This window comes from Agrobacterium larrymoorei, from assembly GCF_037722385.1.
Classification (GTDB): Bacteria; Pseudomonadota; Alphaproteobacteria; order Rhizobiales; family Rhizobiaceae; genus Agrobacterium; species Agrobacterium larrymoorei_C.
Genome location: NZ_JBBKAQ010000001.1, coordinates 27513 through 40936, shown reverse-complemented (window position 1 = coordinate 40936; position 13424 = coordinate 27513). Strand labels below are relative to the sequence as shown.

General features: G+C 59.0%; 13 protein-coding genes. 3 read left to right on the top strand and 10 right to left on the bottom strand.

The window, feature by feature from the left end:
- Positions 1-4: 4 nt before the first annotated feature.
- From WKI41_RS00205 to WKI41_RS00185, 5 genes are all read right to left on the bottom strand, one after another.
- Positions 5-790 (bottom strand): ThuA domain-containing protein, encoded by a 786-nt coding sequence (locus WKI41_RS00205; RefSeq protein ID WP_340191525.1) that lies wholly within the window; start codon positions 788-790, stop codon positions 5-7.
- Positions 791-846: 56 nt separating this feature from the next.
- The gene (locus tag WKI41_RS00200; RefSeq protein WP_340191524.1) at positions 847-1875 is read right to left on the bottom strand and encodes an ABC transporter ATP-binding protein; all 1029 of its coding nucleotides are present in this window, start codon (positions 1873-1875) and stop codon (positions 847-849) included.
- A gap of 10 nt (positions 1876-1885) precedes the next feature.
- Positions 1886-2719, bottom strand: coding sequence for a carbohydrate ABC transporter permease (locus tag WKI41_RS00195; RefSeq protein WP_340191523.1), 834 nt, complete (start codon positions 2717-2719; stop codon positions 1886-1888).
- Complete coding sequence (locus tag WKI41_RS00190) at positions 2716-3684, bottom strand: carbohydrate ABC transporter permease (protein ID WP_340191522.1); 969 nt, start codon at positions 3682-3684, stop codon at positions 2716-2718. The genes WKI41_RS00195 and WKI41_RS00190 overlap by 4 nt, the downstream gene beginning before the upstream one ends.
- A 63-nt stretch (positions 3685-3747) precedes the next feature.
- Entirely contained in the window at positions 3748-5016 is a 1269-nt protein-coding gene (locus tag WKI41_RS00185; protein ID WP_340191521.1) for an ABC transporter substrate-binding protein, read from the bottom strand.
- Positions 5017-5275: 259 nt separating this feature from the next.
- On the opposite strand from WKI41_RS00185, the gene WKI41_RS00180 reads away from it, so the two are divergent.
- Positions 5276-6292, top strand: a complete 1017-nt coding sequence (locus WKI41_RS00180) for a substrate-binding domain-containing protein (protein WP_340192282.1) — start codon at positions 5276-5278, stop codon at positions 6290-6292.
- Between the two features lie 13 nt (positions 6293-6305).
- On the opposite strand, the gene WKI41_RS00175 is transcribed toward WKI41_RS00180, so the two are convergent.
- Together WKI41_RS00175 and WKI41_RS00170 are read right to left on the bottom strand one after the other, a co-directional pair.
- A complete protein-coding gene (locus WKI41_RS00175; protein WP_340191520.1) occupies positions 6306-7103 on the bottom strand; it encodes an SDR family NAD(P)-dependent oxidoreductase in 798 nt (265 codons plus the stop codon).
- A gap of 10 nt (positions 7104-7113) precedes the next feature.
- Positions 7114-8283 carry a zinc-dependent alcohol dehydrogenase gene (locus WKI41_RS00170; protein ID WP_340191519.1) on the bottom strand — a complete coding sequence of 390 codons (1170 nt, stop codon included), beginning with the start codon at positions 8281-8283 and terminating at the stop codon, positions 7114-7116.
- Positions 8284-8463: 180 nt separating this feature from the next.
- Here WKI41_RS00170 and WKI41_RS00165 point away from each other — a divergent pair, with 180 nt between their 5' ends.
- Positions 8464-8646 (top strand): hypothetical protein, encoded by a 183-nt coding sequence (locus tag WKI41_RS00165; RefSeq protein WP_340191518.1) that lies wholly within the window; start codon positions 8464-8466, stop codon positions 8644-8646.
- Positions 8647-8656: 10 nt separating this feature from the next.
- The gene (locus WKI41_RS00160) at positions 8657-8845 is read left to right on the top strand and encodes a hypothetical protein (protein ID WP_340191517.1); all 189 of its coding nucleotides are present in this window, start codon (positions 8657-8659) and stop codon (positions 8843-8845) included.
- Positions 8846-9011: 166 nt separating this feature from the next.
- Here the strand turns inward: WKI41_RS00160 and WKI41_RS00155 are convergent, their stop codons facing one another.
- The 3 genes from WKI41_RS00155 to lptM all read right to left on the bottom strand — a co-directional run bounded on the left by WKI41_RS00155 (position 9012) and on the right by lptM (position 13341).
- Positions 9012-11702 carry a TIGR02302 family protein gene (locus WKI41_RS00155; protein WP_340191516.1) on the bottom strand — a complete coding sequence of 897 codons (2691 nt, stop codon included), beginning with the start codon at positions 11700-11702 and terminating at the stop codon, positions 9012-9014.
- 163 nt (positions 11703-11865) lie between these two features.
- Positions 11866-13134 carry a diaminopimelate decarboxylase gene (lysA, locus tag WKI41_RS00150; protein WP_340191515.1) on the bottom strand — a complete coding sequence of 423 codons (1269 nt, stop codon included), beginning with the start codon at positions 13132-13134 and terminating at the stop codon, positions 11866-11868.
- 12 nt (positions 13135-13146) lie between these two features.
- Entirely contained in the window at positions 13147-13341 is a 195-nt protein-coding gene (lptM, locus tag WKI41_RS00145; RefSeq protein ID WP_340191514.1) for an LPS translocon maturation chaperone LptM, read from the bottom strand.
- Positions 13342-13424: the final 83 nt, after the last annotated feature.

Here is a 13424-nt window from a genome sequence, read left to right as displayed (position 1 = left end):
TGGATTACCTGTAACCTGCTTCACCAGCTTTGTGCAGCTTGGGGCCGCGCTCTTCGATGGGCTCGAGCGCCTTATCGACCGGCACGTTGGGCGCATTGTGGATGCTCTTCAACGCGCCAACTGGATTATTGGCCCACTTGACCGAATTGCTGATGACCTTCTGGATGTTGGCGTCGTGATAGGTGGGATATGTTTCATGTCCCGGACGGAAATAGAAGATGTTGCCCGCACCGCGGCGCCATGTGAGACCGGAGCGGAAAACCTCGCCGCCCTGGAACCAGGAAATGAAAACCGTTTCCAATGGTTCCGGAACAGAAAACTGCTCCCCATACATTTCCTCGTTTTCAAGTTCGAAGTGCTCCGGAAGGCCGGCAGCGATCGGATGGCGAGGATTGATGGTCCAGATACGTTCACGCTCGCCCGCCTCGCGCCATTTCAAGGCGCAGGGCGTGCCCATGAGCCGCTTGAACGGTTTGGAGAAGTGGCCTGAGTGGAGAACGATAAGGCCCATGCCTTCCCAGACGCGCTTGGCGACGCGCTCGACGATTTCATCCTGAACGGCGCCGTGATCCTTGTGGCCCCACCAGACCAGCACGTCGGTCTGGTCCAATCTCGCCTGCGAAAGCCCATGTTCCGGCTCCTGTAGGGTTGCGGTCGTCGCATTGGTCTCCGGGTCCTTGTTCAAGGCATCGGCGATCGTGTTGTGCATGCCGTTGGGGTAAACCGCGCGAACAGTCTCATTGATGTGTTCGTGGATGTTTTCGCCCCAGACGACGGTATTGATGGTCATAGACATGCTCCTTGATGAACCAGCGCGGGTTGTTAACGCCGGTGAACTGAAATTGATCAGGCGGCTCCGCGTGTTTGTTCACGTTTCAGCGAAACGCCAGCCTGATCGAAACGGTGAATGTGCTCCGGCAAGGGCGAGAGTTTGAGCGTCTCTCCGGTCACTCGGTGGGAAACGCCCTCCTCCCGCACGACGAGCGGCTCCTCCGCGCCAATATCGACATAAATATAGCTGTCCGAACCAAGCATTTCGGAATGAACGATCTCGCCCGTCCACCCGCCTGCGCCGTCCGAGACCACGAGATGTTCCGGCCGAATTCCGATCGAATGCGCACCATGGCTTTCGGCGAAACGGCCACCGATGAAATTCATCTTCGGCGAGCCGATGAAGCCCGCGACGAAGGTGTTAACCGGCGTCTCGTAAAGCTCGAGCGGCGTACCCACCTGCTCGACACGTCCGTCCCGTAACACGCAAATTCTATCTGCAAGCGTCATTGCCTCCACCTGATCGTGGGTAACGTAGATCATGGTCGTGTCATGCATGCTACGGTGGAGCTTGGCAATTTCAAGACGGGTGGCGACGCGAAGCGCCGCATCCAGATTGGAAAGTGGCTCATCGAAGAGAAAGACCTTCGGATCGCGAACAATGGCCCGGCCGATCGCCACACGCTGGCGCTGGCCGCCGGAAAGCTGTTTGGGCAGACGCTCCAGATAGGGCGTCAGCTGAAGCATCTCGGCTGCTGCCTCTACCCGCTTGCGTCTCTCTTCCTTGCTGGAACCAGCGAGCTTCATGCCAAAGGCCATATTCTCAAACACGGTCATATGCGGGTAGAGAGCGTAGGACTGGAACACCATGGCAACGCCGCGCTTGGCAGGCGTGAGCCGGTTGACGATCTCTCCGTCGAAGGACAGCTCTCCGCCGGTGATCTCTTCCAAGCCGCAGATAAGGCGCAGCAGGGTCGATTTTCCGCAGCCGGAGGGACCGACGAAGACCATGAATTCTCCGGAGCGGATATCCATGTCTATACCCTTGATCACGTCGAAGGCACCGAAGGATTTGCGCACGTTGCGCAGTTGAATGCTGGTCATGAGATTTCTCCTAGCCTTTGACGCTGCCAGCCGTCAGGCCGGAGATGATACGTCGCTGGAAGATCAGAACGAGGATGACGAGTGGCACGGTGACGATCACAGAGGCTGCCATGATCGTGCCCCAGGGAATTTCAAATTGGGAGCTCCCCGAAAGAAGGGCGATCGCCACCGGAACCGTGCGTTGCTCGTTCGACGAGGTGAAGGTGAGCGCAAACAGGAACTCGTTCCAGGCTGCGATGAAGGCGAGAAGCCCGGTCGTGACCAGCGCTGGCCACATCAACGGGAGGAAGACCTGCGTGATGATGACCCACGGCGAAGCCCCATCGACGATCGCCGCTTCTTCGATCTCCACCGGCAGATCCCGCATGAAGGTCGTCAAAACCCACACAGTGAAGGGAAGCGTGAAGATCATGTAGGAGAAGATCAGCGCTAAGGGCGTGTTGAACAGACCGGCCCAACGGATCAGTTCGAAGAGGCCTGCCAACACCGCAATCTGCGGGAACATCGAGACCGAGAGGATCGTCAACAGCAACAGCGCGCGGCCCCGGAAGCGAACGCGGGCGAGAGCATAAGCCGCCGTTACCGCCAGAAGCAGGGACAGCGCCACGACACAGGTTGCCACCATCAGCGAGTTGGCGAGGTTGCGCAGGAAGCTGTCATTGGCGAGCACGTCGGCGTAATTCCCAAGGGAAAAGCTCTTCGGCAGATAGTTGATTTCGAACAGAGCAGTGCCGGATTTAAAGCTCGTCAGGATGGCGTAATAGAAGGGGAACACGGCCACCACGATGATGATGGCAACGAGCGCGTAGAAGGCGGTGTTCTTCAGAACTGTCGTTGCGGTCATCTTGCGCCTCCATCCGTGTTGACGCGGCCAAGCCACATATAGACGATGGTGATCGAGGCGATGATGAGAAACAGCATCGTCGAGACCGCCGCACCATAGGCAAACTTGTCGAAGTCGAAGAGGTTCTCACGCGCTAGAACCGACATGGTCCGGGTCTGCGCATTGTTGGGCGTCAGGATGTAGATCAAGTCGAAGACGCGCATAGCATCCAGCATGCGGAAGATGACCGCGACCATCAGCGCCGGACGGATCATCGGCAGCGTCACGCGCCAAAACACCTTGATCGGGTGGATGCCATCGACCTTGGCAGCCTCATACATATCCTTAGGCACCATCTGCAGACCGGCAAGGATGAGCAGCGCCATGAAGGGCGTCGTCTTCCACACGTCGACGATCAGCACTGCCGTCATCGCCGTCTCCGGGTTGGCAGTCCAGGCGATCTTCTGGCTGATGAGGCCAAGGCTCAGCATCATGTCGTTCAAGATGCCAAACTGGTCATTTAGCATCCACGACCACATGCGTGCCGAAACGATAGTGGGAATGGCCCATGGAATAAGGATCGCCGCGCGAACAAGGCCTCGGCCTTTGAATTCGGCATTCAGTACCAGCGCGACGATAAGACCGAGCACCGTTTCCAGCGACACTGAGAGAATGGTAAACTTCACCGTGTTCCACGCAGCACCCCAGAAGACAGGGTCTGCCAAAAGGCCACGATAAACAGTGCGGCCGCTGCTGAGCGTTATCCAGGAAATGTAGTTCTTGAGACCGACGAATTGCGCGTCAGAAAGATTCGTCAGCGATGCATCCGTCAGACTGAACCAGACGGTTCTGACGAGAGGCCAGCCCGCAACAAGGGCGAGCACCAGAAAGGTCGGAGCGAGAAAGAGCCAGGCGGAACGCAGGCGCTCGGATTGCAGGTCGGAGCCGGCCATCGCTGCCGGTCGATCAGGGACAGGTGTTTTCATGAGAGCTTCCACCGATTGGACGGGAGGCGAAGCGGCAGGACATGCCGCTTCGCATATGCAGTGTTACCAGCCACTGCCCTTGAGATCGGTCAGCTCGACTTCGAGAAGCTCGAGGTTTTCTTGAGCCGTGCCGGAGCCGGAGAGCGTGTTGTGGACGGCGCCCCAGAACTTGGACGAAACCTCGTTGTATTTCACCTTTGTCGCGGCCGATGGACGCGGAACTGCCGTTTCGAAGATCGGCTTCCACTGCGGCATGAAGGGCTGCGCTGCAGCCACATCCTTGTCGTCGTAAAGCGCTGCAATCGTCGGCATGTTGGAAAGCTCCACCGCCCGCTTTTTCTGCGTCTCCGCCGAGGTCAGGAACTTGACCAGTTCGATTGCCGCATCCTGGCTCTTCGAATATTTGGAGACCGCGACGTTCCAGCCGCCCAAGGTCGAGGCGGGCGCCTCGCCATCGGCACCTGCCGGTAGCGGCGCGACGCTGAACTTGCCCTTGATGGCACTATCGTCGCCATTGCCGAGAGCGTAGGCATAGGGCCAGTTGCGCATGAAGACGGAATTGCCTGTCTGCCAGACGCCACGAGCTTCCTCTTCCTTGTAGGCGAGAGCGCCCTGGGGCGAAATCGTGCCGATCCAGCTCTTGGCCATATCGAGCGCTGCAGCAGCTTTTTCGTTGTTGATGCTGATATCGCCATTGGTCTCGACGATATGCCCGCCACCGGCAGACGCCACCCATTCGAGTGCGTTGCAGGTCAGGCCCTCATAGGCACTGCCCTGGAACACGAAGCCCCACATATCCTTCTGGCCGGCCGCGCGTTCCTTGTCCTGAATTTCCTTGGCGGTTTCCGCCATCTCCTTCCAAGTCTTCGGCGGCTGCTTGCCGTATTTGTCGAGCAGATCCTTGCGGTAGAACATCGCCGGCGCATCCGTATACATCGGCATGGCGACAAGTTTGCCGTCGACCGTCTGCGAGGCGACCACCGATGGGAAATGCTGGCCGATCACATCCTTGGCCGCAGCCGTCAGATCGACAAACTGATCGGCAAGCTGAGGCGCCCAGACGATGTCCGTTTGGTAGACGTCTACGTCCGTATTACCGGCTGCAAGCCACAGACGGTACTGGCTGAACTGCTCGCTCGACGATGGCGGCATCGTCACGAGCTTCACCTTGTGGCCGCTCTGCTTTTCAAATTCTGCCAGACGCTCACGAATGAAGTTGAGATTCTTGCCCGTGGAATTAGCGGCCATGGCGATCTCGGCAGCTTGCGCGGATGCGGCAAAGGCCAAAAGGCTGCCGCACAGGAACAAAGCCCTCTTAGAAAAGTTCGTCATCATTCTCCTCCCTCTCAAACTTTGACGATCACAAATTGAAAACGCTTTCAATTTTGGGAAGCTTACAATTCCTCTCTCTCCTGTCAATAGGCCATAAAATGCGTGATACTACCTTCACTCGCTGGCCAATGCGGCAAGTCGCCGAGAAGTCTCTGAAATTCAAAGCTTCATCTTCGTTTTCTAATTTTAAATCGGTTTCGATTTTTGTTGCTTGAAAAATTCGCTTTGAGCTAGCATGCAGATGAAAACGGCGGAAATCATGAAGCTCAAGGAATTCGCAGAACAGGTTGGCCTTTCTCCAACAACGGTCAGCCGTGCCCTTGGGGGTTATCCGGAGGTTCGCCAGGAAACCCGCGAGCGGGTGATGGAGGCAGCCCGCAGGCTGGGCTACCGCCCCAATGCCAATGCGGTGAGACTCGTGACTGGACGCGCAGGTGCCATCGGCGTGGTGATGGGGCGTAGCGGCGGCGGGCACTTCTTTTCCGAATTCATGGGTGGCATGGCTGCGCGTCTGGAAGGCCAGGAAACCGATATTCTGGTCAGCGTCGCCATCGACAACAATCTCGATGAGGAGCTGGCAATTTTCAACCGCCTGGCGGCAAGCGGCAAGGTGGATGGCATCGTAGTTCATTCGCCGCGCCCTGAGGATGAGCGCATTGCGCTGCTGAACCGGCTCGGCGTCCCCTTCATCGTGCACGGCCGGTCAAACATTTCGTTGCCGCATGCCTGGCTTGATATCGACAATCGCGACGTGACCTACCGTCCCACCATGCATTTTCTCGAGCGCGGCCATCGGCGCATTGCTCTCATCAACGGTCCGAAAGGGCGGACATTCGTCAACGACCGCGAGCAGGGATTCAGGGACGCTCTCACCGAATTTGGCCTGACGCCTGACCCCAAGCTGATGATGAACGAGCACTTCAGCGAGGAAACGGCCTTCCGCTTCGCCCGCTCACTTCTGGAGCAGCCGTTGCGGCCGACCGCCTTTGTGGCCGGCGCCATGATGACGGCACAAGGCGTCTATCGCGCCGCGACGCAATTGGGCCTTGTCATTGGCAAGGATGTCTCCGTCATCGCTCACGACGACGTTTTCCCGTACCTGACCCCAGAAAGCATGCTGCCGCCGCTTTCCACCACACGCTCGTCGATGCGCATGGCCGGCATGCGTGTGACCGAACTTTTGCTTCAGATCATCTCCGGCAGACCGGTGAAGGAATGCCAGGAACTATGGCCGGTGGAACTGATCCTGCGCCAGTCCACCGGCGCGCGCGACTGAGCCGGGATCAGGCTCACTCTTCGTCTTTCGGTTCAGCCATTTGCCGGTGCTGTTTTGCCAGCATGCCCGCGGGCGTCACATTGGCAACTGCGGTCATGATTTTGTTCTTCCAGCCGCTGACGACATCGCCCTCGCCTTTCATCATCGCATCGTAACCGACCTTGGCGACGAAAGCCGGATCATCCTTCTTGCCTTGGCCGACGGGGGTGTCGAGCATATCGGCGCGCTCGAAAAATTCCGTATCGGTTGGCCCGGGCATCAGGCAGGTCACCGTGATCCCGGTATCCCTCACCTCGTCGCGCAGAGCCAGAGCGAAACTATTGATGAAGGCCTTTGTAGCGTTGTAGACCGCCTGGAAGCTGCCGGGCATGAAGCCAGCAATCGAGCCGGTCAACAAGATCCGGCCGCTGCCAGCACCGCGCATCAGGTTGCCGATCTGATGCGTCAGCGCCACCGTGCCGCTGATATTGGTGTCGATAACGCGCTGCACCCGAGCGATCTCCTGGTCGAGGAAGGCATCGCCAAGGCCCTGGCCTGCATTCGCCATCAAAAGGGCCACGGGTCTCGTATGTTTGGCAACTGTCTGCATGACGCTTTCGACGCCATCCGGCGTGGCGAGATCCGCTACCACCGGAACGGCGTTGACGCCTCTGGCAGTAAAAGCGCTCACCGCGCTCAAGATCCGTTCGTCATCCGCCACCACGATCAGATCGTAGCCATCATCGGCTGCGCACTTCGCCAGTTCGAAGCCGATACCGCTGGAGGCGCCGGTGACCAGCGCCAGACCCTTCTTCGCTTGCTGCTCGGACATATCGCGCTCCTTACGGTTTGATGACGACCTTGATGCAGCCATCATCCTTGTTCTTGAAGGTTTCGTAGAGGCCAGGGCCTTCTTCCAACGTGGCGCGGTGGGTGATGACGAAAGAGGGGTCGATCTCGCCCTTCAGCACCCGGTCCATCAGCATCGGTAGGTAGCGCTGAACAGGCGTTTGCGCCATGCGAAGCGTCAAGCCGCGATTGATGGCAGAGCCCATCGGGATCTTGTCGAGAAAACCGCCGTAGACGCCGACGATGGAGACGGTGCCGAAGTTGCGGCAGCAATGGATCGCCTGGCGCAGCACATGTGGTCTGTCGGTGCCCATGAAGGTCGCGACCTTGATGCGGTCAATGCGTGAATCCCAACTGGCCGCCGGGTCAGCTTCCGTGCCCACGGCGTCGATACAGGCGTCCGCTCCGCGCCCACCCGTCAACTGCATGATCTCGTCGTAAATATCCGTTTCCAGATAATTCAGTGTTAACGCGCCAGACGCCGCTGCAAGCGCGAGACGTTCGGCGACACTGTCGATAGCGATCACGCGTTCGGCTCCCAGCATGTAAGCCGAGCGGATCGCCATCTGACCGACGGGTCCACAGCCCCAGATCGCAACCGTCTCGCCCGGCTGGATGTTGCAGAACTCAGCTGCCATGTAGCCGGTTGGAAAGATATCGGACAGAAAGAGAACCTGCTCGTCAGTCAATCCATCGGGCACCTTGATCGGGCCGACATCGGCATAGGGCACCCGCAGATATTCCGCCTGGCCGCCGCTATAGCCGCCGAGGATATGCGTGTAGCCGAGGAGACCCGCGGGAGAGTTGCCCCACATCTTCTTCGCCTTGTCCTTGTCTGGATTGCTGTTCTCGCATCCGGAGAAGAAGCCGCGCTGGCAGAAGAAGCAGTGACCACAGGAAATGGTGAACGGCACCACCACCCGGTCGCCGACCTGCAGCTTGCTGTTTCCCTTGCCGACCTCGACGACCTCACCCATGGCCTCATGCCCCATCACGTCACCGGAATGCATATCGGGCACGGAGCCGTGATAAAGGTGGAGATCCGAGCCGCAGATCGCGCAGGCGGTCACCTTGATGATGGCATCCCGATCGTCCTCGATGACAGGATCGGGCACGGTTTCGCAGCGAATATCGTGTTTCCCATGCCAGGTCAGTGCCTTCATAATAGTCTCCTCCGGTTCGTCCACGGGTCTGATTGATCCCCCTCGAACAAGAGCTTTTTCAGAATGTTCCGGATGACATGGCTTAGGAACCGTTAGGCGGAGGTCTCGGAACTGTGGACAGTGAGTGCAGTTCGACTGTCACCGGGGGTGGAGACACCACATCAACTGAGGAGAACTGTCATGAGCAAGAAGACGCTGCCGATCCCTGAAGACAACAGAAGCGACTTCGGCCCCGGGGGGGAGAGAGATCTCAACGCCAAAGAGGCCAGCACCGATGTGAATCAAGAGCCATCAACCCGCACCGGCAGGCAGGCCAATATCAAGGTCAACACCACCAACCAGGGCCATCAGCAGGACCGTTGAGGAGAAAACCATGTCGACATCGACCAAAACGCCAGCCAGCATCCGCCAGGGCGGACCAGGCTCATCGGATCAGAATGCCAAGGCGCCGTTAGAGATCAACAAACCCGGCGCAGACAGTGACGAGCGCGCGCACAGCAATGTCTCGACGGGTGGAGGTGAAAAGGATCGCCGCCATTCGCACGATTCAGAACGGAAGTAAGAAACAAACAGGAGAGGCGTCTGGCTCTTCGGCAAAGCCTCTCCTCCCTCCGTCATTCCTCCCTCGATCTCACGGCCTCCGGCATGATGGATTGATGCGATGACCCCATGGTCTCACATGACACCGCGCGCCCAGTTGCGAGTGACTTGAGGCAAGTCCACAACCGTTACTGAATATCGAGCAATCGCTCTAGGTAGCGACGTTCCACATCGGCTGGCGGATTGTTGCCGAGCTTCTCGCGGATCGCTTCGAGGATCTCCCGCGCCCGCTGCACATCGATTTCATCCGGCACGCGAACCTGTGAATCACCGAAATCCGGACCGGAGTTGGCGCGCGGACGGCCAAGGGGATCGCGACCATTCTGGTCGCCCTGCCCCATCATGCCCTGCTGACCCTGGCCCGGCTGTTGGCCCTGCTGGCGCATGGCCTGCATGATCTGGCCCATCATGTCTTGCGCACCTTGGCGCAGCGCATTTAGCGCATTCCCTTGGCCTTCGACAGCCCGTTCGCCGCGGCCCTGTCCCAGTGCTTCACCGGCGCCTTTCATTTCCTGTTCGGCCTTGCCGAAGTTCTGGCCCGGCTCCATGCCGAGATCGCGAAGGCCCTTTTGAAGGTCACCGAGCTGCTTACCCAGTCCCTCCTGCTGCTGGCGCAGATTCTTCAACGCATCGCGAAGCTGTTGGGCGGTCATCTGGTCAGGGTTTTGTCCTTGCCCATTCTGCTGCTGGCCCTGCTTCTGTTGACCCTGCTGGCCCTGCTGTTGGTCTCCGGGCTGCTGCTGGCCGTTTTCGCCCATCTGCTGCTCGCCGCCCTCTTCGTCCTGCTGAGGATCGCCGCGCTGCATACGGTCGCGAAGCGCCTGGTCGAGCTTGAAAGTCTCGTCCATCAGCTTCTGTTGCTGCTGCATGATTTCGCCGAGCTTGTCGATCTGCTGGCGCAACTGGCTGTTTTCCTGCTGCTGGCCCTGCTGCCCACGCTGGGGTCTACCCGCCTGCAGATTGTTCATCATGCGCTGCATCTGCGACAGCATTTCCTGGGCCGCATCGCGGTTGCCGGAACGGGCAAGGTTCTCGATCTGGTTCATCATGTTTTCCAGATCGCGCTGGCGCAGCACATTCTGCGCCTGCTGGTTCATGTTGCCCTGGGGCGCATTCTGCATGCGCTGTGCGAGTTCCTTCATGAACTCGTTCATCGCGTCGCGAAGCTCCTGCATCAGCTTGGCAATCTCCTCATCCGGCGCCTTGCGCTCCAGCGCCTGCGACAGGGCATCCTGCGCATCGCGCAAGCGCTTTTCCGCTTGCGACAGATCGCCATCTTCGATGCCGAGCGCGATTTCCCACAGGTAATCCGCCGTGTTCTTCAGCATCTCCTCATTATAGGCCAGCTTCATGCGCGCCTGCGCCGATTGCAGTAGAAGATAATGCGTCTTGTTGGGAATGGTCTCTTCTGGGCGCAGACTAACCGCCTCATTATAGGCGATCGCCTTAGGCATCTGGCGGGTGTCGAGCGAGAATATTTGACGCTGTTCGGCGACCGAGGCCGCAAGCGGCTCGGAGAAATTGCGCCCTGGAAGGATCATTTCTTGCGGAGGGCTCTTGCCCGTCTGCCCAGCGCCATCGGTTGCGACCAGAGTAATGCGGACCCGCTTTCCGGCCATCGGATGTTCGGTGAGATTACGGCTCGTTACGCCCTTCATGTCACGCGGGTTCTGGCGCGGAAGGTCCAGCTTGTACTCCGGTGGCGGATAAAGTGGTGTCGCGTCAGCCTGAACATCGAGAGGCTCGATGACAGCATGGGCTTCACGCACGCCATAATCGTCCTTGGCGGTGAAGCCAATCTCAAGCGCACCATTGGCGGCACGGCGCGGCAGATTGTCGAAGGCGATGACAGGCGGCTTGTCCGGGATGATGTTGAAGAACCACGACTGGCCGTTTGCCTCGATCGTTCCGCTTTCCTTGAACTCCATGGTGAATGTACGGGGCGCGACAGCCGCCGGCCCCTCCGGGCTCGGCTGAGGCGGTGCAGCAGCGTCCGCCTTCTGCTCTCCCGTCCCTTCAGGTGCAAGCTTTTGCAACTCGCCGGCTTCGTTCGGCTCAAAGGTCACCTCTTCCTGGCCGGCGCCGCCGGTCATGCGGATGGTCAGCTTGGAGGATTGAGGAACGGAGACTGGCTCATCGCGATCGGCATTCTGGCTGGTCAGAAAGATAGGTGCCCGGGCGGTGTAGGATGGCGGCGTTACCCAGGCGTCGAGGCGGATATCCGGATTCAACGGACCAGAGGCAGGGCGACTCCGGAACGCATCTGCGACGCTGCCCGCGCCGTTTGAGTAGGAGAAACCGAAGGCCGCAACCAACAGAAGCGCCGGAACTGCGCGTAGCGCCATCCGGTCATGCCCGGCAATATCTGGCCGCGGCAGGCCAGCGTCGAGCGACGCAATACGCTCGGCCATGCGCGTTTGGTGCTCTTTCCACAGCGCGCGGGCGAACGGTGTTTCAAAAGCGGGCTCATCTTCCTGCACGCCGACCGGCTGGTGCGGGAGCCCGTTGCGCTCTTCAAGCAGGCGTGACGCCTCTTCTTTCGAAGGCCAGCGGAGCCGCGCAATCGGCAGCAGAGATGTGATAAACGAAAAGACGAGGAGGAAAACGACGACCCAACGCAACAGGTCCGGCATCTGGCGGAACAGTCCGAACCAGCCAAGCGAAAGGAAGAGCGCGGTGATGGAGAGCGGCAGAATCGTTTTCGGCGCAAGGCGCTCGGCAAACAGCACGATTTTCGCAAAGAACCGCTTTGCCGCAACACGTCGTGCGAGCTCCGGTCTCTTTTCGAAAGCGCCTTTTCCGCCCTGCCTGGTGGTCATCAATCCGTTCTCCCGGTCTGGCCACACGATCTCGCAATTGCCGCAGCCGCGAAATCTCCCAGTGCAACAGCGTGAAGGATACCATTGTTTGTGGCGAAGACGAGGGCAAGCCTGCGCTTGCCCTCTATTTTTCCTGCTGGTCGCTTAATCGTGATGAACGATCTCAATCGAGCCAGGCAGGCACCGAGTCGAGCGCAATCAACTCCTCGTAAGTGCCGCGCGGACGAATGACATGGAACTGTTCGCCATTGACCAGCACTTCCGGCACGAGAAGACGCGAATTGTAGGTTCCGGCCTGCACCGCACCATAGGCGCCCGCAGAGCTCACCGCGATGAGATCGCCCGGCTGAGGTGCTGCCATCTCACGATCGAGCGCCAGATAATCGCCCGTCTCGCAAACCGGCCCGACCACATCCGCCTTGATGCGCGCAGCATCGGTGGACGGCTGCACGACGGGGCGTATGCCATGATAGGCTTCATAGAGCGTTGGCCGGATGAGATCGTTCATTGCCGCATCAACGATGACGAAAGCCTTCTCCCCGCCATCCTTCACATAGAGAACTTCGGTCACCAGAATACCAGCATTGCCGACTATCAGGCGGCCTGGCTCGGTGACGATCTTGCAGTTGAGGCTCTTCAGCTCGTTCTTGACAATATGCGCATAGGCATCCGGCAAAGGCGGCGGGTTGTTGTCGTCCTTGTAGGGAATGCCCAGGCCGCCACCGATGTCCACATGGCTGATCGTGTGGCCGTCGCCACGCAAAGATTCCACCAGTTCGCGCAAGAGTCGGAACGCATCTTCGAAAGGCTGCAACTCGGTGATCTGACTACCAATATGCATGTCGATGCCGCTGACATCGATACCGGGCAGTGTCGCCGCATGGGCATAAACGGCCCGCGCGCGCTGATAGGAAATGCCGAACTTGTTTTCCTTCTTGCCGGTCGAAATCTTGGCGTGTGTCTTGGCATCCACATCAGGGTTGATGCGGAAGGACACATGCGCCTTCGTGCCAGCTTTCACCGCACGCAAATTGAGGATTTCGAGTTCCGGCTCGGATTCGACATTGAAGCAGTAGATGCCCGCCTCAAGCGCCAGATCCATTTCCGCCGGCGTCTTGCCGACGCCGGAAAACATGATGCGGCTTGCCGGAACGCCAGCGGCCAGCGCACGGCGGAGCTCACCACCGGAGACAACGTCGATCCCCGCGCCCAGCTTTGCCAGTGTCTTCAGCACCGCCTGGTTGGAGTTGGCCTTCATGGCATAGCAAACCATCGCATCCACATCGCTAAAGGCCTGGGAAAAGACCTTGTAGTGACGCTCAAGCGTTGCCGTCGAATAGACATAGAAAGGTGTGCCGACAGCCTTGGCGATTTCGGGCACAGCAACGTTTTCGGCGTGCAGCACGCCGTCGATATAATGAAAATGGTTCACGGCCGTAATCCGTTACAGAAGCTTGTCGAGAATGAAAGGACGTTCCGGCGTCGTTTCCACCTTCTTGTCCGAGCGCTGGTTGCGCTGCTCGACCGGAGTACTTGGCGCATCGAGATCGCCCTTGCGGCCGCAGCTGGAAAGAGCAAGACCCGCGGCGAGCGCCACGCTGACCGGAATGATGAAACTGCGAGAGGTTTTAAAGAGCATGGACCCGTCCAAAGGAATTCTTTGCATCTCTGATAACGAAAAACAGGGCGCTTGTGCACCCTGTTTCTTGTGATGGTGGCGTA